Below are 21,948 nucleotides of genomic sequence, written 5' to 3' on the forward strand. Positions count from 1 at the left end.
CAGATCCATTCAATGCTCAGGCCGCCGGTGCGGATTGACTGAGCACCTGGGCGGTAATGCTCGCTTGACCGATTTTTTCGCCCCGGTTGAACAGGTCGATATAGATGCGGTTGGTCTTGAATGCCTGGAGCGCCGCATCAAAGCCGGCTTGCGGCGCCAATGACAGCGGGCTGTTCCTGGGGATGGGGCGATCCAGGGTGAAGCTCAAGGCCAGCAGATTCATTGGCGTATTGAGTGGAATCCGCAGATGGCTGTGGGCGATCTGCATGTAGCACTGGCGAGCCACTTCGAGGAAATACACCATCGAATAGTGTTCGGGATCACCTGCCTGGAAGAAGTGTTCCTGCGGCAGTTTCACCGTGTCCACGCTCAGGCCCTGGGCCACGCCGCTCATGTCACTGACGATGACGTTCTCCTCCCTGGCCTTGTGCAACAGGGCCTTGTTACGGCAGGGCGTGGCGGTGAATTCGCCGGCTGGCGATGTCTCGAACGCCGAGCTGTAGGCCATCCCGAGGACGCAGGTGCACATCACTTTCCCGGCCTGCATGACCTTGGCATTGAACACCTGGGGATCCTGGCCTTGCTCGACGTGCAGATCGATCACGCCTTGCTTCTGTACGTATTGCTGGAACTTGATCGTCAGGCTCTTGATGTAGGCGACCCGGCCGCTCAGAGGCGGCATGGCCAGTTCGATCAGTTGCAGCACGCCCTCGAGCAGCAAAATGCCCGGGACGTGATCCAGGGGGTGATCGAAGAAGTACGGGTGCGCTTCATCCACCACGAGCTGGGCGTGCAGCGACTGTGGGCTGCGCTGGGCGTTGGCGATCACGATATGTTCCACGCTGCGCTGCCAGTGCGTCGGGCGCTGGGTTGTGTCGCCATGGTGCAGGGCGAACAGGCTTTCCATGGCGCGAACCCGCACCCGCAGCCCGGAGAGCAAGGTGCTGGTGAGCATGTCGCTGAGTTGCAGTACGTCGACGCCATCGTTCTGTGGTTCGCGGACCAGGCTGACAGGCCGGGCAGGCGTGATGACCTGCTGCAGTTCGTGGGATGACGAATGGGCAAAGCGCAACATGAAGGGATGCTTGATGGGCGAGCTGGCTTCGGCCGCCGTCGGGCTCCATTGGCGAAGCTTTTCGGTAAACAGCCACATCACCGTCTTGCCGGCGTCGCGCACCTCGATCACGGAATGGGTCGCGCCATTCAACATCACCGCCAACAGGGTCTCGATGCCGCTGGCTTCAGCCAGGAAACCGGTCATCTCCTGCAGTGATCCGCTGGCAGGCGTCGCAGCAGGCTGCAACTCACAGACGTCAACGTTCGGATAGTCGCTCGGCGCTTTGTCCAGCCGTTGGCAAGCCTCTTCCAACGAGCCGGCAGCGTGGGCGAGGACCGCCGCGCGGATCACCAGCAAGGGTTTGTCAGCGGCATCCGGTTGGTAACGACGCAGCGCGATCAGTCCCAGTCCTTCACCTTGCGTGATTGCGCTGCTCCGGGCGCGCTCGACCTCGATTTCACCGCTGACAAAACGCCCTGCGCCGAGCAGCAGCGTGGTGATGCCGTCGTTGAACCATTGCGGCGAGGCCAGCAAGGTTTGCCAGAACAGGCCCGCTGTGCCGACCAGGGTCTGATGGAAACCCTTGAAGTCAAAAATCTGCGCCGGATAGCCGGACAACATGTTCGGCAGCATGGTTGCCACGTCTGTCACTTCGACGCCCGGTGCCGCACCTTGCGCCCGGGAGTAGAAGTTGTGGGCGCTGCTGTAGGCATTGCTGAAGCGCTCGCCACCCATGTTGCAGCACATGACCATCGCTGTGCCGGGCGAACCGGCCACGCCTGGCAAACGCCGCAGCAAATGATTGACGCGATCGGTGATCAACAGCTTGAACGGATCGACATGAGCCAATGGCTTGGGCCCCATGCCATAGCCATCGATATCGATGACGTGGTCTTGTGCGAGGAATTTACCCAACAACGGTTGACCGGGCGCCGGGGTGTAATCAACGAAGCGCCCATAAGGGAACATGACGGAGGGGGCGGCGGGTTGATCGAGTTGCTGCTGGAATGACTGCAAGGAACGGTGGCTGCCCAGCGCTGCTTCAGCCTCGACAATGGCAAGGTCGAGCATGACCACGCCACTGGCGCTCGCCGGCGCGGTCAGGGGGGCGGCAGGGTGGTTGTCGGGAATGTATTCATCCACCACCAAGTGCGCGTTGGCACCGCCGAAACCAAAACTGGAGATGCCAATCCGGCGTGCAGATGGATGATCCTCCAGGGGATGTACCTGCTGGGTGGCGAGTCTCAGGCAGGTCTCGTCGACCTTGGTGCTGGGGCGGTAACCGGGCTGCGGGGGGATGCCTTTATGGCGCAGTATCATCAAGGCCTTGGCGAGCGAGGCACCGCCGGCAGCGGCCAGGGGATGGCCGATGACCGACTTGATCGAGCCGATGGTGATTTTCTTGCCGTCCGGACGATGGGGGGCAAAGAAGCTGTTCAGCGAGGCCAGCTCCGTTGCGTCCCCCAGCGGTGTCCCGGTGCCGTGGGTCTCGATGTAGTCGACATCGCGTGGATCGAGGCCGCGATAGGCTCGTTGGTAGGCCGAGTACTGGGCCTGTTTGCCTGGCGCAAACACCGAGCCTTCGGCGCCGTCGGCGGACATGCCCAAGGCGCGCAGCACGCCCAGGGGATGACGCTGCGCTGTCAGGGCCTGGGCGAGCGGTTCGACCAGAAAGGCCACGGCACATTCGCCCGGCACGATGCCGTCGGCGTCCTGGCCGAACGCTTCCATCCGCGCGCGGGCGGAAAAAGCCGTCAACTGCGAGAAACCCAGGAACAGCGCGGGTGGCAGCACGGTGTTGAGGGCCATGACAATCGCGTTGTCAGCCTGGCCACTGTTGACCAGTGCCTGGGCCATATCCAGGGCATAGGGGAACGAACTGCACGCGGTGTCTACCGATAACGCCGGCCCACCCAAGGCAAAGGCCGCCGCCAGTTCTGCAACTTGTTCACCCGGTGTAAAGCCGGCCGGTGCGTCGGTTTTTCCGGACACGCCGGTGACGAAATAGCTCTCGTCACTCCAGGAGGTCGCGACCACCAGCGCGGTGCGCTCCCTGTTTAGCGCCGAGCCTTGTCCGGCGAGTTGGGTGAGCAGCGTCTGGAGCACTTTCTTGCCGATGGCGACCTGTCGTCCTTCGTGCCGTGACGGGGTTGAGACGTCATCGGTCAGGCAAAAAGCGCTGTCCAGGTACGTGCGATCCTTCTCGCCGGCCTTGGTTGAATAGATCGACGCCTTGTCCAATTCCCAGCGTGTCGGCATTGATTCGATCGGTGCGATCTGCCCTTGCGAGAGCAACTGCCAAAGCGCATCCGTGGACGGCGCCCCCGGAAACTCGCCCGCCATTGCGCTAAAGCAAAAATCGCCCTTTGTTGTGACTGCGCCACTCATACCTGTCTCCCTGATCGCCAAAATGCTGGGTGACCTGTTCGATCACCCGGATTCCATTCCTGTTGCTGCCGGGCTCAGCTCAGCCTGGCCAGCAGCGACAAGGCATCCTCAGGCGTGCGACGGGACATCAGCGCTTCACCGGCAAATTCGCTGGCAGAGCACTGTTGCGCCATGGATTGGCAGAGCGCCTCTCGGGCAAAGCCGTTGAGGCCCAGTTGTGCGAACGGCGTCTGGATGTCGATCGACTGCGCTGCGTCCGGGATCAGCGGGGACAGGGCGTTGAGCAGCAGGTTTTCTTCCTGCCCTTGAGTGTCCGTCGTGGCCGCTGAAGGTTCGTCGCCAGGCGCCGCCTGCGGCTGGGGAGCGGCCAGGGCGGTTTGAATCAGGGCGATGGTTGCCTGCGGGAACTTGGCGTTGGCCAGTTCGGAACTGTGGGCCTTGAGCTGCGGCCACATGGCGACTACCGACTCCAGGAAGTCCAGTTGCACCAGGGAATCCAGGCCCAGGCTTTCATAGCTTTGTGTCGGGTCGATCTGCTCGACCGTAAAGCCGGTGATGGTCGCGAGTTGGTCGAGTACCCACGCTTGGACATCCACCGTTGGTGCCTGCGGATCGGCTTCAAGCCGCGCCAGCAATGCGGTTGGGGTAGGGGCGTCGAAGAGCTGCGAGGTCAGGTCTTTCTTTTCCGGGAAGTGCTGGGCCAGGGATTCGAAAATATCGACCAGCCCCAGGGAGTCGATCCCCAGGCTCTCGAAGCTCTGATCGAAGTCGATCTGTTGAGCCTGGAAGCCGGTGACCGTACTGATTTCGGCACGCAACCATTGCCCGTAGCTGAGTGCATTTGTCTCTTCGACGGCTGCGGCGGCTTCGACGACAGGCGTCGGCGCCAGTATGGTCGGGTTTGAATGAACCGGCTCGAGTACGGGAACACTCGTGTTGACCGCCGCTTCGGTCCCATTGGCATAAACGCCTTCAAGGACTTGTTGATGAGCATTGAAGTAATGCGCAGTGACCGTTTCAGCCTGTTCCAAGAGTCGCAGCAATATTGATTCTTTGGCGATATTGGATTCGCAGAGTGAATCAATAATCTTTTCGGAAAGAGAGAAATAGCTATGGGCTATTCTCCCATTGGACACGATGAATTCCTGCACAACATCATTAAGTTGCAAGCGCATAAGATTCTCCTAACCAAGTCGGTCGATATTTCTATAAGTAAGAAAGATCAAAAATCATGGCCCAGGGCAGGGCCTTGTTTATATCAGTTCATCAAACTGGCAGTAGCCATGGAGCGACTTAAAGTTGGAGTTCCACTGCGTCGGTCTCGCAAGATATTGTTTTTCTGGCACCCTTGAGCAACCCGGACCTTACATTCAGATACGTCATCAGCGTTATTGCATCGGCACCGAGGAAAGCGATATAGCCGTCAGGACGAATCAGCATCATCGTGCCTTCCTTGGCGTGATAGCGCTTATGCAGTCGCCAATCGGGGTCCAGCAACGTCGAGTGCCAAGCCGGCAGGCCGGCGCTGCTCAGGGCGTCGATCACGCAGTAGGCCTTGATGCCTGGGAAGTCCTTTTCCACCGACTTGGCCAGCGCGTAGTAGCCTGGCAGCAACGGCGAAAACTGATCGGCCGCGCTGAAAATCAGCAGCGTGAATGTCCCGTGGAACAAGTCGATCAAGCGTTTTGCTGGCATCCCTTGCAGTTGCCACAGTTCGACATCGGGCGCCAGTTGCCCGGCGCGAGGCGCTGCGCTCTGGAACTCGGGTTTTTTCCCTTTCTTGCTCCAGTTCTTGCGCTGCTTCTTCGTCAGCGATTCTTGAATGTAGTCACTTTTCTCATAGTGATATTGATGACCGGAAATCATCGACGGCAGTTTGCGCTGGACCTTTTTGCGGTTGCTCAACAGCGGCAGGACATTGTCGCGCAGCCACACCAGGGCGCGACGCCGGACCGTAATCAGCCCCGTCAGCCGGTGTGCGGTGTTCTCGACTTCCAGGGCAACCGGGTAGCGCTCTTCGTTGTAACTGTCGAGCAAGGATGGATTCGCCAGGCCCTGATCGACATAGGCCATTTTCCAGGCCAGGTTGTAGGCCTCGGAAACCCCCAGGTTCATCCACTGCCCACCGATGGGGCTGCCGATATGCGCCGAGTCCCCCAGCAGAAACACGGAGCCTTGTTGCATCGATTGCACGCGGCGATGCTGGAAAGAGGCGATGGTGGTCGATGAAATGTTGGACAGCGTCATCTTTTGCCCGCGCCCTTCGCACAAGCGCTGGAAGTTCTCCAGGCTCAAGGACGGGCGCTCGCCTTCTGGCGGCAGGTTGTAGGGCATTTCGATGAACAACCGGTAACGCGATTGAGCGCTGATCGGTGCAACGGCCACATAACCGTCCTGCGCACCCAGGAAAAATGCGCCCTCGTCCTTGCTTCCGGACCACTCGATATCGGCATCGGCGAGCATGAAGAAGCGGTCGTAGGACGAGCCTTCGAAGGTCATGTCCAGGCGTTTTCTGATGTTGCTGCGAGCACCGTCGCACGCGGCCACCCAACGACTGGTGAAGTGTTCGTCGGTGCCGTCGGCATGCTTGAGCGTCATGCGCACCGAACCCGGCAGGTTTTCGATGTCCATCAGTTCGGTATTCCACTCCACCTCGGCACCCAGCTCCCTGAGCCGCTCCAGGAGAATCTTCTCCGTTTGCGGCTGTGGCAGGCTCAGGAGCAGGGGATAGGGCGCGTCCAGGTAGGAGAAGTTGTAGTTCAGTACCCGCTTGGCATTCGACTGCACCGAAAACTGGTTGATCGTGAAGCCGTCGCTGATGGCTTGCTCGGCAACGCCCAGGTCCCGAAAGATTTCCAGGGTCCGGGAATGGATAGCCATCGCCTTGGTCGCCGTCGAGGGGCCGGCGTTCCTTTCAATGATGCGGAACGACACGCCCCATTTCTTCAACAGGATTGCCAGGGACAGGCCAACAGGACCGGCGCCGACGATCATGACCGTCGGGGCGCTGCCAGGTCGCTGGAAATGCTTGGGGGCCAACGTGCTCAGAGTGTTCATCGATCAGTACCAGTTTCTGTAGAAGGGAGAGTTGGCAATGCCGAGCAGGGCATCGTCGCCTGATGAATCGCCGTAGGCATAAATGTAAAAATCATCAAGGTTGCTCAAGCAGCCCTTGAGCCGCGTGACTTTCTCTCGCTCTACACAGTTGGTACCGGATATCCCGCCGGTCAGCTTGTTCTTTGCCGTTGCCAGGCGGGTACCGCACACATAGTCGAAACCCGCGGCCTGGCCCCAGGGGATCAGGTAGTTTTCCGGCGAATTGCTCACCAGCGCGGTGACGTGCCCCATGGACTGATGCCATTGCAGCCGTCGCAACGCCTCGGGCCTGAGCCAGAGCGGCAGCAGCTCGCTGATGAAATACTTGGCATGCTCGCGCTCTTGCTCCACCGACAGGCCGCCCAGGTAGCAGGCGATGAACGCCAGGCGCGCTTGCATCAGCGGGGTGATGCCGACGATCACGCTGAGCATCTTGGGCAGCAGGGGAATGATCCGCAGCCAGAACGAACGGGTGCCTACGATGAAGCGCATGTAGCGCCAGAACGTGTGCCGGTCGGTCAATGTGCCGTCGAAGTCGAAAACGGCCAGGACCGGTTGTGTGCTGTTAGCGTGCATGTGCCTCTTCCTTGAGAGAAGTAATCTCGATGGTCTTGGGCAGCTTGAAGCCCGATAGGTAGCGCGAAAGCAGGGTGGACAGCGCGTTCTGGGTCAGCTCGCCGGTCCCTTCGACGCACAGGTGCAGCACGTTGACTTCCTTGTGGTCCGGGACGATATAGGCCTTGGCGCGCACCACGTCGGGGTGCTTGAGGGCGACGGATTCGATTTCCACCAGGTCGACCATCTGCGCCTTGATCTTCGAGATTCGCAGGCGTTGGCAATAGAAAAACACATGCCCATCGTCGTCCTGCCAGACCAGGTCACCGCTGTGGAACCAACCATCGCGGAAGAACCGCGCATTGGTGTCCTCGGCATCGTTATAGCCGTCGATCACCATCGAGCCGCGTATCAGCAATTCGCCGATACGCCCAGGCGCTACGTCCTGGCCCTGGGCGTCGACGATGCGTAGCTGCACACCGCTGATCGGCTGGCCCATGGCGCCACGGTGGACCGTTCCAATCGAGCTCTGGACGATCACGGGCATGCTTTCGGTCAAACCATAGCCCTGCAGCACCGGATTGCATCCCAGCAGCCTTCCCAGCTTCTCGGCCTCGTCGGCCGGCAGGTGGCTGCCGCCCGAGTAAATCATCAACTGCGGGTGCAACGGCAGGAGCGCGCCTTTACGCTTGGCCAGGCGCGTATTGAAGTAGCGAATGACGTCGGGCACCAGGCAGGCAAAGGTGACCTGATGCTCGGACAGGACTTCAGCCAGGTCTCGATTGAGCAGGGTGTTGGTCATCAGCAGGGTGGCGCCGATGCTCAAGGGAAACACCATCATCACGGACAGGCCGAAGATGGCATACAGCGGCAGCGTCACCAGATGAACGGATCCGACGCCTTGCAGATGAAAGTGCTCATGCAGCCCGTCGCTCGATTGCGTCAGGTCGAGATAACGGTGAGAAACAGCCAGGGGCCTGCCGATGCCACGATAGGTGAATTGTACCGAGACGATCGGATTGCCCTCGGGCAACAACAAGGCTTCGATCTGGCAAGGCAGTTGAGAGATGGCCGTTGCGTTGGCAGGCAGGGGCGCTGACGGTTCGCTCCCGCCGTCCAGCACCAGGGAGTGCCTGACACCGTTGTCAGCCTGGAATACCTCACTGTGTTGCACCCATAGCGTTTCGGTCGTGACCACGAGCGTCGGCCTGGCGAGGCTGACGACACTGGCCATTTCGAAGGAGGTCAACTTGTAGTTGAGGATGACCGGAATGGCACCTCGCCCGATGATCGCCAAGTAGTAAGCGATGAACGCCACGCCATTGGGCAGTACCAGCGCTACTTTGTCGCCTGGCAATACACCGAGCGCTGTAAGAGCGCCATTGCATTGTTCAGCCTTGATGCGCAACTCGCGATAAGTAACGGTATCTTCTTCCGTATCCAGATGCCGAATAGCAACTTGCTCGGGGAACGATTCCGAAAAACCGACAAAGCGATGCAGAAAACCTTCTTTATATGAAAGGCTTTTCATTTACCAACCTCTCTCAATCCTTGGATGTTTGGCTAGTCAAAAAGTACTACAGAGGCAGGCTATATATGAATTGTTTCAATTAAGCATCTGTGTAGTTGTTATTCCGATACCAGTCCAGGGTATCGGTCAGGGTTTCAGCAACAGGGCGGAACTTGCACTCCAGCTCCCTGGAACTTTTGTTATGGCTGAAATGAGTACGGCCTTGTTCTTGCTCCATGAGCTTGACCGTGGAGGTACTGATGAGCACCGGTTTTTTGGTGATCCGGTAATAACCTTCATAGATAAGCGCGATGATTCGCAGCATGAACAGGGGCACTTTTCGCTCTGGGGCTTTTACACCACTGACGCTGGACAGCGCCTGGAAAATGCTCTTCATGTCCATGTGATTGCCGGCGGCCAGGTAACGCTCTCCGGACCTGCCGCGGGTGATGGCCGCGATTTGATGCTCGGCCACATCCCGGGCATCGACAACGGAAAAGCTTCCGGGCAGTACACCGGGCAATTTTTGTCCGACGAAGTCGAGCAGGAACTGGCCTGAGGAAGTAGGGCCGATGTCGCCGGGGCCGAACATCCACCCTGGCAGGACCATGGCGATAAACATGTCCGGGTGCTGGGTCAGGAATTGCTGGACCTTCTGTTCGGACAATATTTTGCTCAAGTAGTAATCGTCAGCCTCCAATTCACTGCGAGACATGGTTTCATCGATCACTTGATCCCGGTTGCCCTTCAATACGGCAATGGAAGAGGTGTGGACTGCACGACGGATACCGGCGTCATAAGCGGCTTGCAGCAAGCGCTCGGTGCCGGTCACATTGGTGTCATACAGCTTTTGCCAATGTTTCCCGCCTTTGTAACTGTCGCGGAAATAGGCCGCCGTATGAAACAGGGCATCACACCCTTGCAGGGCATGGGCGAAGGCCTCGACATTAAGCATGTCGCCTTCGACAAACTCCACAGGCAGGCTGCCGAACTGTTTCTTGGCTTTCTCTACGGAACGAACCAGCGCTTTTACTTTGATGTTCCGCTTTAACAGCGCACGAACGACATTATTCCCGAGCAGGCCAGTAGCGCCTGTAACGAAGGCATATTCCATTAAAATCCCGCTCCTGTGAGGTGACCTGGCATTGCATCGAGAGCGGTGTCACTGACTCGATGCGCTGATCAGGCGTTGGGCTCCACCAACGGCGCAAGTAAAAACCATTCGGTATCTGAAAATCAAGTGGTATTTCGTCGGATTGACAAGCTGATGGCTCTGCAACGGGCTTCATGCGCGTTTTTTCACGATCCAGCGTGAGGTGTCGGACAGGAAAATATCCGGTTTGAGCCGCTCAAAGGGATGTCAGGGACTCATCAAACGGGGCGAAATGAAGATTTTGATTGCTTCATATTCGAGCAAAACTGTGGCGGGTAGCCCATCTAGCGTGCCTTTCCGGCTGTTCCAACTACATGGCACATACATGGCACTTCTTGAAAGTTAAAATGTAAATGATTGAACAAGGCGCGTATAAGATATGATGGCGAAAACGGGTTACGTACAGTGAGTAATCGATTCGTTGCATCCAGTTACACATAGCTATCTTGTTTGGCCAAAGGAGCCGAGGGCGTGATTAAAAAGAGACTAGGTCGAGAAGAGAGCCAGCAAGTAACAAGAGACAGATTGTTCGACACAGCCACTGAGCTGATGATCCGAAAGGGCTTTCATGCCGCCAGCGTCAACGTTATCGCCGAAGAGGCGGGCTTTTCCAAAGGCGCCTTTTTCTCAAATTTTTCAAGTAAATCGGACTTGCTGCTGCAATTGACTCAACGCTTCAAGCGAGTTGAGATCGACCGACTGAGTACGACCCTGGCATCGGGATATTCGGCGGAGCAGTTGAGTCACGGCTTGAATGCCTATATCGACACGCTGAAGAACAATACCCGCTGTGCGATCCTCGATGCCGAGTTGCAATTGATCGCCTTGCGCGATGAAGAATTCTCGCCGCATTACTACGACTTGCATGAGGAAAACAGCGAGGCCTTGGGCAAGTTGATTACCATCATATTCAATCACGCTGGCAAGAAGCCGCCGCTGGCCTACGCCGCGCTTGCCAAGACCTTCACCGCCCTGGCGGAAGGCCTGATATTGCAAGGGCATAAAGACCCAGCTGTTGAAATCAAGCTGGTATTGAACTCGCTCATCCAGACCGCAGAGCCTCTATAAGCCCTTGGTTTATCGCTGATAGGCCAGCAAGCGGCGCTCAGACCATCGGAATACACCCACCAGCATGCACGCCAGCAACATGTAGAGCAGGGCGGCAATGCCATAGGCCTGGAAGGTCTTGAAGTTATCCTGGGATTCGGGCCGCGAAGCTTGACTGAACGCATTGATGAGTATTTAGTTGTGCGGTACAACTACTCAATCATTGCGTCCGAGGTCCCCCATGAACCATTGCCCACCAGATCTGATTGAGAACGTCCGTTCAGCGTCGCGCCTCATGGTGCGAGAGCTGGGGTTCATGCGCACCACGCTGGCGGCGACGGATTATCCGCCGTCGTCGGTGCACACAATAGTGGAGATCGGCAATCACGAATCCCTGACGGCGGGTGAGCTTGTCGAGTTGCTCGGCCTGGAAAAGTCCAGCGTAAGCCGGATGGTTCGCAAGCTCGTCGAGGCCGGCGAGATCGAAGAAATTCCCCATGAACAGGATGCGCGCGCCAAGCGATTGCGACTCACCGCGCAGGGGCAAAACACCCTTCGAGACATCGATGCTTTCGCCACGCAACAGGTTGTCGCGGCCATGTCTCACTTGTCCAGCGGGCAATGTCAGATCGTGAGCGAGGGGATTGCCAGCTATGCCGACGCCTTGCACGCTCATCGGCTCGGTGCAGAGCCACCTGCGCCGGCGCAGTTGGAGATTGCCCGGGGCTACCGTCCTGGCCTCATCGGTCGCATGGCGGAAATGCACGCAAACTATTACGCCAGGCGTTCAAACTTCGGTCAGCCGTTCGAAAGCCTGGTGGCATCGGACATGGCGGAACTGATGGGGCGTTTGCACAATCCGCGCAACGAGGTCTGGTCGGCCCTGGATGGCGAACGAGTGGTCGGTTCAATTGCCATCGACGGCGAAGGAGAGGACGGCAGTGCGGTGCTGCGTTGCTTCATCCTGGATGATTCGGCACGAGGCAAGGGCGCCGGTAGACGCTTGTTGGCTGAAGCGATGAAGTTCTGTGACGAGTGGGGCTTCAGTTCAACGAGTCTCTGGACGTTCCAGGGGCTCGATGCTGCCCGCAAGCTGTACGAGGATTTCGGTTTCAAGTTGGAACTGGAGCAAGAAGGGCAGCAATGGGGGCAGCGGGTCATGGAGCAGTGTTTTGTCAGGCCGGGTCCAGCCGCCTCATCACGTTGACGCGTAATCCGTCGAGATCAACTGGCCGACGTGGATTTGAAAACCCCACTGAGGATGAAGGCATAGCGTTCCGGGCGGATGAAAAACGTCGTGCGGTCGCAGCAGCGTCCGTCGGCAAAATAGGATGTGCGCTCCATGACCAGCAGCGCGGCGCCGCGTTTGACCTGCAGCGCGCTGGCCAGGCCTTTGTCGGCTTCCTGCGCACGGATGGCCAGGTCGGCACGGGTGACCGCCAGGCCGGTGATCGACTCGAGAATGGAATAGATCGGTTGATGTTCGACTTCAGCCCAGGCCACGCTGGCCAGCTCTGCCGGTAAGTGGCTGCGCCCCAACGCGATGGGTTCGTCATCGACGAAGTGCAAACGCTCCAGGAGCAGGCAGTCGTCTGCGTCCTCAAACAAACCACGCAGGATCTCTGGAACGGGCTGCAGGGCATGGCTGACCACCTGCATGCTCGGTTGCAGCCCTTGCAGCAACAACGCCTCATGAAAACTGCGCAACGCATCCAGGCCGTGGCGTACCTGCTTGGCTGCCACGAAGGTGCCTTTGCCTTGCTTGCGCTCCACCACGCCGTCGTCGCTGAGCTTGCCCACCGCCAGGCGAACCGTGACGCGGCTCACCCCGAACCGTTCGCCCAACTGTGCCTCGGACGGCAGCTTGCCGCTGGGTTCGTAGTCGCCGCGTTGGATTTCCTCCAACAGTTGATGGGCGATCTGTTCGTAGAGCGAGGTGGTGCTGTCGCGAAGAATGGGCGTGGACACAGTCAGTTTCCATGGCCTTGAGCGGGGCAGGGTGCCTTCACTTCTAAGGTTATAAAAATAGGTTATTGGGACTACTTGTATTAATACGTATTATGTCAGGTATTCCCATTGTAAACGACCTGACGACACTTGCCATGCTCAAAACCTTTCCTTACGCACAGCCGCAAGCCGATGCCCTGACGGTCGATGACATCAGCTTCAGTTACCCCAATGGGCACTCCGTATTTTCCGCTTTCAGCCTGAACGCCCAGCCTGGCGAGTTCGTCGCGATCCTGGGGCCATCCGGTTGTGGCAAGACCACGTTGCTGAACTTGTTGTCGGGGTTCATGCAACCGCAAAGCGGTCGTATCACGATCAACCAGACAGCGGTACGTCCGGAGCGTTCGGAATTGGGCTATGTGTTCCAGGCGCCGCAACTGTTTCCCTGGTTGAGCGCGTTGGAAAACGTCCGTTTCGGTCTGCGGATGAGCGCTCGAATCGACGAATCGCAGCAGCGCGCCCAGGCGTTGCAGTACCTGCGCCTGGTCGGGTTGGAGAATGCGGCGCATCGGCTGCCGCACCAGCTTTCCGGTGGCATGCAACAGCGTGTCTCCCTGGCCAGGACCCTGGCCCTCGAACCCAGCGTGTTGCTGATGGACGAGCCGTTCGCCGCGCTCGATGCCATCAGCCGCAACAGCATGAATGAAGAGACGTTGCGCATCTGGGCCGAACTGGGCCAGACGGTGTTGTTCATCACCCACGACATCGACGAAGCGGTATTCCTGGCCGATCGGGTCGTCGTGCTCAATATCGCGCCGGGCGGTATTCACAGCGAGCTGGAGATCCACCTGCCGCGCCCCCGCAGCAACCTGCAAACCCGCCGCCTGCCGGCCTTCCTGGATTACCGCAATGAACTGATGACGCGCATTGCCCAGGTGATGGACGCGCCCCAGGCCATTGCTCACTCCACTCCTCGACTTGAGCTGACAGCATGATCAAACGTTCGCTGCTTGCCCTTACATTGTCTGCTGCCACGTTGGCGGGCAGCGCATTCGCTGTGGCGGGTGAAGAGAAACCCTTGCGTGTGGGGTACGTCTTCGCCATGGCCAACGCCCCGGCGCTGATTGCTGACAAACAGGGTTACTACCGCGAGGAAGGCTTGAACGTCGACCTCAAGTCGTTGGGCGATGGCCCGGTGATCCAGCAGGCTCTGGCCGCGGGTGAACTGGATGTGGCCTACGTCGGCACGCCGCCGGTGTACCAGTGGTTTTCCCGCGGGCTGCAAAGCCGGATCCTGGCGAAGGTCAATTACGGTCAGGCTGCAGTGATTGTCGACGCCAAGAGTCCGATCACCAGCCTGGATGCGCTCAAGGGGAAGAAACTGGCCGGGGTCAAGAAGGGCAGTGGCATGGATGTGTTGCTGCGCGGTTATGTCCTGAAGGAAAAGGCCGGGCTCGACCCTGACAAGGACCTGGACATCATCGACATGCCGCCGGGCAACATGAACGCGGCCCTGGAGCGCGGCGTCGTCGATGCGGCATTTTCCTGGGAACCCTTCGTCAGCCAGTCGGTATTGCGCGGCTCGAGCCGGATCCTGCTGGACGTCAACCAGGCGTTGCCCCAGTACCCGTGGTATGTGGTGATCGCCTTGCCGAAAACCTTGCAGGAACGTCCGGATGATGTGGTGAAGCTGCTGCGTGCCCATCGCAAGGCCATCGCCTTCCTCAATGAGCATCCCGCCGAGTCGAACCGGCTCATCGCCGAGGCCTTCAAGCTTGAAGCGGTGCAAGGCACTGACGGCAAGACCATCGCCCCGGACGCCATCGTCGCCCAGGCCCGTACCCGACTGGGCTGGTCGGCGGATTTGCAGGCGTCGGACATCCAGTTCATCCAACGCCTGATGGATTATTCCCACGACCTGGGCTTTATCGAGACCACGCTCAAGACTGATCAGATCGTGGATACCTCCTACCTCGAAAAAACCGCGCACTGAGTCCGTCATGTCCTTGCCAAAACCGAACTGGGGATGGGCGTCGCTGCCATTCCTGCTGTTGATCTGGATCGCCCTGGCGAGCCGCTTTCCCACCTACATCCTGCCGCAGCCCTGGGACGTTGCCCGCGAGGCGCTGCGCTGGCTGGGCGACCGCTCGCTGTTGCAGCACCTGCAGGCCAGTGTGCTTGAAGAGGTGGGGGGCTTTTGCGCGGCGGTGATCGTTGCGATTGCGCTGGGCACTGGCGCTGGCCTGTCCTCGCGTTTTCGCGACTTTATCTCGCCACTCAACAGCCTGTTCATGGCCATCCCGCCGATTGCCTGGGCGCCGCTGATCATGATCATTTTCGGCCTGGGCTATGTGTCCATCGTGCTGGTGATTTTCATTGCCGCGATGTTCCCCATGGCGGTGACCATCCAGGAGGGCGTGCAGAGTATTCGCGGCGGTGAAGTCCGCGCGGCGCGCACCTTGGGTGCCAATGCCTGGCAACTGTTGGCCCACGTCTACCTGCCGGCCTCGTTGCCGTTCGTCACGGCCGCCTTGCGCATTGGCTTCAGCCAGGGCTGGCGGGCACTGGTCGCGGCGGAAATGATCGGCGCCTCCCAGGGCATCGGCTGGATGGTGTCCACGGGCGGCCAGATCGGCAACAGCAGCCAGGTGCTGCTGGGCATTGTCGTGATCGGCCTGATTGCCTGGCTGATGGAGAGTTTTGTATTCCGGCGCATCGAGCGTCACTACCAGAAATGGCGCGTGCAATAAGCGCTACCTGCTTGTCTTCGTCCCCCTTTCAAACCTTCAGTGGACCACTGCACGAGGTGTCATGTGAGTAACGTTTTCGATCCCCGCGAAGCCGGGCATTACATCGCCCCGCAAGGCTTGTACGAGCGCAACAAGAAACGTCCGTTCCTGGGCAGCGTCCACTGTGATCGTGACACGCTGGTCGCCGGTCAATGGGATGAAATCACCCTGGTCTACGAGGTCGGTGGCAGTGGCCTGGCCGATGGTGCCTGGCTCAAGCTGGCCTTCAAGTTCTACTCCGACTGGGCTTTGTTCCAGACTTCGAACCCGGCCGGCCCCAACTACGTCAGCGCCGAATACCAGGCCGGTGAACTGGTGCCCGGCCAGAGCCAGGCCACCGTGCAGCACTTGAAAGTGCGCTTCGACCAGAAGGGCCATGAACGGCCGTTCCAGAAAGCGATCATCATCGACATCATCGACGGTTACCTGAACCCGGGCGACAAAGTCATCATTCGTCTGGGTGACCGACGCCAGGGCGGGGCGGGGACGCGGGTGCAGAGTTTCGTCGAGAAGGACTTCCGTTTCCGTCTGTTCATCGACCCGTTGGGCAGCTCGAAATTTGCCGAGGTGCCGGGCGACCCCTTGCTGGACATCGTGCCGGGACCGGCGCGGAGCGTGCAGTTGATCGTGCCGCGACTGGTCAGCGCCGGTGAGGCGTTCGATGTCCTGTTGCGGGTGGATGATGCCTGGGGCAACACCTGCCGAAACTTGCCGCTCAACGGTGTCCTGACCCTCGTTGACCCGGAAGGTGGCGAGCGCCAACAGCCGTTCACGCTGGCCGCCGAAGGTTGGGCCACGGCCCGGCTCGAGGGGCTTGATCTCGGCGCCGTGGGCGAGTGGCGTTTGTCCGCCAAGGTGGCAGAGCCTTTTGTCGACGGCGCCCAGGCCTTTGTTACCGTCGACCCGGCCGGTACTGCGTTGCGTCCGCTCTACGCCGACCTGCATGTGCACTCCGATGACACGGTGGGCACCAACGACACCCTGTACAACCTCAGCTACGGTCGCGATGTCGCCGGGCTCGATGTACTCGGCTACACCGCCAACGACTTCAATATCACCGAGCAACGCTGGGACCAGGCGGTCAAGTTGATCCACGAACTCAACGAACCGGGGCGATTTGTTTGTTATCCCGGCACCGAGTGGTGTGGCAACTCTTGTGCGGGCGGCGACCGCAACGTGGTGTTCCTGCATGACCGCAAGCCCGAGTTCCCCTTCGACAACCAGGGGCGGCTGGTGCGCTCCTTCGAGTGGAACGAGTTCACCGCCGGCACCATCAAGCCGGGGGCCTGGCCGGTGGACGAGTTGTACGCCGCCTATGCCAAGGACCCCGAAGGGCATCTGATGATGCCCCACGTCGGCGGACGTCGTTGCAACCTCGACTGGCATCACCCGGAGCTCGAGCGGCTGATCGAGGTCGGTTCGGCCTGGGGCCAGTTCCATTGGGTCTACGCCGAAGCGTTGCAGCGCGGCTATCGGGTGGGAGCCGCGGCGAACAGCGATGAACACCAGGGCCGCTGCGGTGGCGGCGTGCCGGCCACGGCGGTGTTCGGCTCCCGTGGCGGGCTGACCGGCGTTGTCGCCGAGGCTTTCGACCGCGCCAGTGTGGGCAAGGCCCTGCGCGCTCGTCGCACCTTTGCTACGACGGGGGAGCGTTCGTTCGCCAGCTTGCGTCAGGGCAGGCACTTCATGGGTGAAGTCTTCACTGCTGATTCGAATGCCACCTTGGACTATCGACTGCTGGGCGAGGCGGGCTGGGAGCAGGTCGATCTGTTCGATGGCGACAAGCTGATCTGGTCGCGCAACCTGCATCAGGAACTGGGTTTTTGCACGCAACGCATTCGCTTGCGCCTGGGGGGCGCACGGATCAAGGACCGTTATCGCGGCGCCTACTGGACCGGCGAAATCCGCATCACGGGCGCGGTCATCAATGGCTTCCGCGCGTTGGGCCTCGACCATCCCGAGCAGACCGTATGGCGCAAGGATGCAACGGTCCTGGCGTTTCGCACCGACACCAACGGCGATACCGACAGCATCGAAATCGACCTGTCGCAACTGGCCGGCGCGACGCTGCAGGTCCACAGCCGTATCGACAACTACGTCAAGGTCGGCGACCCGTCCGAGCCGCAACCTTACGTACACGCGCCGACGGTGTTGATGACGCTGTCCGGCGAACAGTTGCTGGCGCAATCGCAAGTGGTCGAAGAGTTGCCGGGCGCGGAGTTGAAGGTGTCCCTGGAACGGGTGACCGCCGCAGCGCTGCCCCGTGAGCTGCAGGGGACAATCGAACTGGCCCGGTTGGGTCTTGAGCCAGGTCGTGAACACCCGCTGTTCATCTGCGCCCGCCAGCGGGATCAATCACGGGTATGGACGTCCGCACTGTTTCTGACCCTGTAGGCGCTGTCGAGTGCAACGAGGCTGCGGTCTTTCCCCAGACACTTGAGTCTCAAGCGAGAGATCAAAAGATCGCAGGCTTCGCCAGCTCCTACAGGGCCCAGCGGGAGCCATCTCTGGCCACATTTTTCGCAAAACCCCGACAGTCCCGGCAAACCTGCGAAAGCTCGCTAGTCCCCGTTGCGAGAAAGTGAAGCCGTCGATAACGACAGCGCCCACGGGCGCCGGGCTGGCGAATGTCTCGTCGGCCCGCTCACGCAGGAGAGCGATCATGACCGATATCCAACATAGCATTCCCCACGAAGTCGAAGGCAAGGTCGCACTGGTCACCGGAGCCGCCAGTGGCATCGGCAAGGCCATCGCATTGCTGTTGCATGCCCGCGGCGCCAAGGTGGTCGCGGAAGACATCAACCCCGCCGTCCATGAGCTGGCCCGTCCCGGGTTGGTGCCGCTGGAGGCTGACATCACCGAGGATGGCGCTGCCGAGCGCGCCGTTGGCCTGGCCGTCGAACAGTTCGGCCGGTTGGACATCCTGGTCAACAACGCCGGGATCATCATCAACAAGCTGGTGATCGACATGACGCGCCAGGACTGGGAGCGCATCCAGGCAGTCAACGCCACCGCGGCCTTCCTGCATTCACGCGAAGCGATCAAGGCGATGATGCCCAACCAGTCGGGGGCCATCGTCAACATTGCCTCCTACGCGTCCTATTTTGCCTTCCCGACCATTGCCGCCTACACCGCCTCCAAGGGTGCCCTGGCTCAACTGACGCGGACCCTGGCGCTGGAAGTCATCGGGCATGGCATTCGCGTCAATGCGGTCGGAGTTGGCGATGTGGTCACCAACATCCTCAATGACGTGGTCGAGGACGGCCCGGCGTTCCTTGCCCAGCACGGTGAAGCCGCGCCTATCGGCCGAGCCGCACAGCCGGAAGAAATTGCCGAGGTGGTTGCGTTCCTGGCGTCGGACCGTGCCAGCTTTATCGTCGGTTCGGTGGTCATGGCGGACGGTGGCATGACGGTCACTGCTGGCTGAGTCAAGAAAAACGGCGCCTATCCCATGAAGGGTAAGCGCCGTTTTTTTGCCTGCGGCCTTGAGCGTTTGTTCAGAGTTGCACCCGACGAAGTCTGCCGTTTAACGGCACCACGCTTCCATCTGGCGCAGGCAGTGGCCGCCCGACCAGCCCCATGCCTTCGCTGACCAGTACCGCGTCGGGTAACAGGCATAGGTTGGAAGGGGTATCCAGGTCGCGGGCGAGAACCGTGATCTGGGCTGTCTGCAAGTCGCAGCTCAGCAGTCGCCCACTGAACCGGGTAAAGCCACCATGCAGGGGTTCGCCGTTCCAGTCGGGGAGCAGCGGTTGTTGCAGGCGCTCGCAGAGCTCCAGCACCAGCAACTGGCCGTTGGGGCGCAGCGCCAGCCCGGTGGGCAGTTGCAGGCCGCGAATCAGGATGTCGATCCTGGCGCTGGCGGGCCAGACCCGGATCACCTGGCCGGCCTTCTCGGCGAAGTCGATGCCCTTGCGGCTCGGGTCGCCGTGCAGTTCGCCCGAGAACAGGCTGATCAGCACGGCGTCTGTCGCCGGTTCGTACACCAGGGTCACGGGAACGGCCTCCTGGCCTTGATCCAGTTCGGGCAGTTGCGCCAGTACGCGCTCTTCCTGGCCTGTGACGAACTCCACCAACTGGTTGGTATCGGGCTTGACGGCCAGCCAACTGCGGCGGGTCGGGTGGTAGCACAGCGCATTCAGGTTGCCACGGCTATGAAAGACCGGTTCGGGCGGTGTGAATTGCAGGTCCAGCAGTTTGGAGCCGGCGACGTAATCGGTCTGGCTGACCAGGCAGCGTCCGTCACCACAGGCGATGTCCGACACCCCCATGATTTCATCGCGCAGCATGCGCGCCTGCATGTTCATGGCGCGAAACCCTTGCGCCAGGGTTTCGCGGGGCAGGTAGGCGTCGGGCCGCTGCGGATCCGGTCGCAGTCGGCTGATACGGCCGCTGAAGGGGTGGTCGGGCAACCCCGAGCCTGCTTCGGTCAGCAGCAGGCTGCCATCGGCTTGCAGGCAGAGGCCGCGAGGGTTCAGCAGGTCCTCGGCGACCAGGGTGCTGGGGCGCAGGTTTTCCCCGGGGTGTGCGGGGATCTGAAGGGGAACGGGCATAGGCTCTCTCCGTGAATGAGCAGGGGATACGGTCATTGCGGCGGCTGCCACGGTTCACCGGTGAGATAGGCCCGCAGCAACGCCCGTTGGCAGGGCGACATCGAGCGCACCACGGGCATGAACAGCGTGGTGCCTTTGTAGGCGTCCGAGGTACGGGCGAGGATGGGGTTCTTGGCGCCCATGATGGCGTCGGGCTGATTCAGCGGGATATAGCGCGACATGGCGGGGAAGGCCAGGTAGTGAAAGCGCAGCACGTTGGGATACATCAGCGGCCAGGTGATGGTGGTGCCCTTGGGAATGCCGAAGTCGGTCTGGGCGTATTTGCGAAAGTTGGTGAAGTAAGCGCTGCTGTCGAGGCCATTGGCCGTGCAGGTCAGGGCGACGAAACCGGCCTGGGCGGCGCTGCCCGGTTTGACGGTGACGGGGAAGCTGACTGAAAGCTGGCCGGCGCTGACCGTCAGCGAGTCAGGGTAGTCGAGGAAGTCCCAGTACTGCGGTTCTTTGTACGTGGGAGGATCAGCTGCCGGGATTGCCTGCAGGCCGATTTCGGTGGTGCTGGGGACCGCCCCGCCCAGGTACCTGACCTGCAGGGTGACCGACAGGCCGTTGGGGTAGTCCTCCAGGTAGACGTTGCGCTGGTCGGCATAGATCCGATAGGTCGACTCGGTGGCTTGCAACGTGGTGCCGGCGACCTTGCCCGGAGCGTCGATTGCCAAGGCAGAGGTCCGTACTGCCTGTAGCTGGTCGGCGGTCAGGGGCAGGTCGACGATGCCGCCATACACGTAGTAGTCGAATAAAAAGCGGCTGGTCGGCTCCAGGGTCGTCAGGGTGGTGGTGCCGGCACTGATGGTCACGGTCCCGTAATCGGCGTTGGGGCCGATCGGGCTGGTGATGTCGTCCCTGACGGCCCGGAAGGTTTCCTTCGGAATGACGTTCACCATGTCGATGCTCAGGTAACCGGTGTCGCCCAGGTCGGCATAGCCGGCATTGCCGGTACTCTGGTTGACCAGTTGCCGGCCCGGCTGGCAGTTCAGCGGCTCGTCGGCGAAGGCCGGGGCCAAGGTGCCGATGACCCGGCCGATGCTCGGGTTGGGCGTGTATTTGCCGGCGGCGTAGTCGGCGTCCAGTTGTTCGGTGGTCATCGTCGGGCACATTTCGAACATGACGAAACGCAGGACGATGCCCGTCGCCCCTGGTGCCTGGATGATCGAGCGCAGGCCGCTGCTGTTCTGGTTCCAACTGACAATGCTGCTCAAGGGAAAGGTCAGTTGAAACGTGCCGCTGGCGTGGAAAGAACCCGGCGCGTCCATTTTTTTCGGCAGCAGCACACGTCCCGCCACGTCGAAACTGCTGCACACGGTGTTGCTGCGGATCAGCAGTTGGATGTTGTCGTTGCCACCGATTTGCAGGCCGCCGACGAAGATCTGGGTGGTCGTCGAGGAGGTGGGGTCCAGGTCCACCATCATCGGGCCGGAAACGGGGCCCTGGCCGGTCACCGGGTCCACCGAACCGAGCAAATAGACGGCCTGGCCCACCAGGTCGCCGGTGGTGTTGATGCTGCCGGGGATGCCCTGGGAGCTGATCAAGGCGTTCTGCATGTCGACGACATGCTGTCCGTAGTGATTCCAGCCACCGGCGGTGTAGTAGTTGCCGGCGGGGGCATTGATCATGTTGTTCAACTGGTCGTCGGTGTAGGGCTCGGCGCCTGGTGCCAGGGTCGAGGTGGTCAGGTCGAAGAGCGGCCAGTCATCGTTGCCATCGTAGGGAATGGTCGGGGAGTTGTTCGGCAGGCTGACGTCGGTGCGGATGCCGCCCCAGAAGTTCAGCCGTGGTCCGTTCAGGATGCTCATGAG

At 60.4% G+C, this 21,948-nt stretch carries 16 protein-coding genes; 7 read left to right on the forward strand and 9 right to left on the reverse strand.

Annotated elements, in window-relative coordinates; genetic code table 11:
• Positions 1-16: 16 nt before the first annotated feature.
• From KI235_RS13310 to KI235_RS13335, 6 genes are all read right to left on the reverse strand, one after another.
• Positions 17-3,445 (reverse strand): beta-ketoacyl synthase N-terminal-like domain-containing protein, encoded by a 3,429-nt coding sequence (locus KI235_RS13310; protein ID WP_212795798.1) that lies wholly within the window; start codon positions 3,443-3,445, stop codon positions 17-19.
• Positions 3,446-3,519: 74 nt separating this feature from the next.
• Positions 3,520-4,620: an acyl carrier protein gene (locus tag KI235_RS13315; protein ID WP_003201015.1), complete on the reverse strand. Its 1,101-nt coding sequence runs from the start codon at positions 4,618-4,620 to the stop codon at positions 3,520-3,522.
• A 118-nt stretch (positions 4,621-4,738) separates the two neighbouring features.
• Positions 4,739-6,502 carry an FAD-dependent monooxygenase gene (locus KI235_RS13320; protein WP_027912318.1) on the reverse strand — a complete coding sequence of 588 codons (1,764 nt, stop codon included), beginning with the start codon at positions 6,500-6,502 and terminating at the stop codon, positions 4,739-4,741.
• 3 nt (positions 6,503-6,505) lie between these two features.
• Positions 6,506-7,117, reverse strand: a complete 612-nt coding sequence (locus KI235_RS13325) for an HAD-IB family hydrolase (protein WP_003201018.1) — start codon at positions 7,115-7,117, stop codon at positions 6,506-6,508.
• Positions 7,107-8,627, reverse strand: coding sequence for a class I adenylate-forming enzyme family protein (locus KI235_RS13330; RefSeq protein WP_003201020.1), 1,521 nt, complete (start codon positions 8,625-8,627; stop codon positions 7,107-7,109). Before KI235_RS13330 ends, KI235_RS13325 begins: the two co-directional genes overlap by 11 nt.
• Before the next feature lie 79 nt (positions 8,628-8,706).
• The gene (locus KI235_RS13335; protein WP_027912317.1) at positions 8,707-9,720 is read right to left on the reverse strand and encodes an SDR family oxidoreductase; all 1,014 of its coding nucleotides are present in this window, start codon (positions 9,718-9,720) and stop codon (positions 8,707-8,709) included.
• A gap of 510 nt (positions 9,721-10,230) precedes the next feature.
• Between KI235_RS13335 and KI235_RS13340 the strand changes: the two genes are divergently transcribed.
• Entirely contained in the window at positions 10,231-10,827 is a 597-nt protein-coding gene (locus tag KI235_RS13340) for a TetR/AcrR family transcriptional regulator (RefSeq protein ID WP_003201023.1), read from the forward strand.
• Positions 10,828-11,101: 274 nt separating this feature from the next.
• Complete coding sequence (locus KI235_RS13345) at positions 11,102-12,013, forward strand: helix-turn-helix domain-containing GNAT family N-acetyltransferase (protein ID WP_013693122.1); 912 nt, start codon at positions 11,102-11,104, stop codon at positions 12,011-12,013.
• A 17-nt stretch (positions 12,014-12,030) separates the two neighbouring features.
• Here KI235_RS13345 and KI235_RS13350 read toward each other — a convergent pair whose 3' ends face one another.
• Entirely contained in the window at positions 12,031-12,774 is a 744-nt protein-coding gene (locus KI235_RS13350; protein ID WP_003201027.1) for a GntR family transcriptional regulator, read from the reverse strand.
• A gap of 134 nt (positions 12,775-12,908) precedes the next feature.
• On the opposite strand from KI235_RS13350, the gene KI235_RS13355 reads away from it, so the two are divergent.
• The 5 genes from KI235_RS13355 (at position 12,909) to KI235_RS13375 (ending at position 18,969) form a co-directional block, all read left to right on the forward strand.
• Positions 12,909-13,748 carry an ABC transporter ATP-binding protein gene (locus KI235_RS13355; RefSeq protein ID WP_003201029.1) on the forward strand — a complete coding sequence of 280 codons (840 nt, stop codon included), beginning with the start codon at positions 12,909-12,911 and terminating at the stop codon, positions 13,746-13,748.
• Positions 13,745-14,746 carry an ABC transporter substrate-binding protein gene (locus KI235_RS13360; protein WP_003201030.1) on the forward strand — a complete coding sequence of 334 codons (1,002 nt, stop codon included), beginning with the start codon at positions 13,745-13,747 and terminating at the stop codon, positions 14,744-14,746. The genes KI235_RS13355 and KI235_RS13360 overlap by 4 nt, the downstream gene beginning before the upstream one ends.
• 7 nt (positions 14,747-14,753) lie before the next feature.
• Positions 14,754-15,503: an ABC transporter permease gene (locus tag KI235_RS13365; protein ID WP_003201033.1), complete on the forward strand. Its 750-nt coding sequence runs from the start codon at positions 14,754-14,756 to the stop codon at positions 15,501-15,503.
• A gap of 63 nt (positions 15,504-15,566) precedes the next feature.
• Positions 15,567-17,936 (forward strand): hypothetical protein, encoded by a 2,370-nt coding sequence (locus KI235_RS13370; RefSeq protein WP_028237137.1) that lies wholly within the window; start codon positions 15,567-15,569, stop codon positions 17,934-17,936.
• Positions 17,937-18,204: 268 nt separating this feature from the next.
• Entirely contained in the window at positions 18,205-18,969 is a 765-nt protein-coding gene (locus tag KI235_RS13375; RefSeq protein WP_003201036.1) for an SDR family oxidoreductase, read from the forward strand.
• A 70-nt stretch (positions 18,970-19,039) separates the two neighbouring features.
• On the opposite strand, the gene KI235_RS13380 is transcribed toward KI235_RS13375, so the two are convergent.
• A complete protein-coding gene (locus KI235_RS13380) occupies positions 19,040-20,095 on the reverse strand; it encodes a hypothetical protein (protein WP_003201038.1) in 1,056 nt (351 codons plus the stop codon).
• Positions 20,096-20,127: 32 nt separating this feature from the next.
• The gene (locus KI235_RS13385; protein ID WP_212795799.1) at positions 20,128-21,945 is read right to left on the reverse strand and encodes a hypothetical protein; all 1,818 of its coding nucleotides are present in this window, start codon (positions 21,943-21,945) and stop codon (positions 20,128-20,130) included.
• Positions 21,946-21,948: the final 3 nt, after the last annotated feature.

The sequence above is a fragment of the Pseudomonas sp. St386 genome (genome assembly GCF_018325865.1).
Classification (GTDB): Bacteria; Pseudomonadota; Gammaproteobacteria; order Pseudomonadales; family Pseudomonadaceae; genus Aquipseudomonas; species Aquipseudomonas brassicacearum.

Bases quoted from the DNA above. Each gene is read 5' to 3' on its own strand.
- KI235_RS13310 (WP_212795798.1), bottom strand. From the start codon at position 3,445: ATGAGTGGCGCAGTCACAACAAAGGGCGATTTTTGCTTTAGCGCAATG.
- KI235_RS13315 (WP_003201015.1), bottom strand. From the start codon at position 4,620: ATGCGCTTGCAACTTAATGATGTTGTGCAGGAATTCATCGTGTCCAAT.
- KI235_RS13320 (WP_027912318.1), bottom strand. From the start codon at position 6,502: ATGAACACTCTGAGCACGTTGGCCCCCAAGCATTTCCAGCGACCTGGC.
- KI235_RS13325 (WP_003201018.1), bottom strand. From the start codon at position 7,117: ATGCACGCTAACAGCACACAACCGGTCCTGGCCGTTTTCGACTTCGAC.
- KI235_RS13330 (WP_003201020.1), bottom strand. From the start codon at position 8,627: ATGAAAAGCCTTTCATATAAAGAAGGTTTTCTGCATCGCTTTGTCGGT.
- KI235_RS13335 (WP_027912317.1), bottom strand. From the start codon at position 9,720: ATGGAATATGCCTTCGTTACAGGCGCTACTGGCCTGCTCGGGAATAAT.
- KI235_RS13345 (WP_013693122.1), top strand. From the start codon at position 11,102: ATGGTGCGAGAGCTGGGGTTCATGCGCACCACGCTGGCGGCGACGGAT.
- KI235_RS13355 (WP_003201029.1), top strand. From the start codon at position 12,909: ATGCTCAAAACCTTTCCTTACGCACAGCCGCAAGCCGATGCCCTGACG.
- KI235_RS13360 (WP_003201030.1), top strand. From the start codon at position 13,745: ATGATCAAACGTTCGCTGCTTGCCCTTACATTGTCTGCTGCCACGTTG.
- KI235_RS13365 (WP_003201033.1), top strand. From the start codon at position 14,754: ATGTCCTTGCCAAAACCGAACTGGGGATGGGCGTCGCTGCCATTCCTG.
- KI235_RS13375 (WP_003201036.1), top strand. From the start codon at position 18,205: ATGACCGATATCCAACATAGCATTCCCCACGAAGTCGAAGGCAAGGTC.
- KI235_RS13380 (WP_003201038.1), bottom strand. From the start codon at position 20,095: ATGCCCGTTCCCCTTCAGATCCCCGCACACCCCGGGGAAAACCTGCGC.
- KI235_RS13385 (WP_212795799.1), bottom strand. From the start codon at position 21,945: ATGAGCATCCTGAACGGACCACGGCTGAACTTCTGGGGCGGCATCCGC.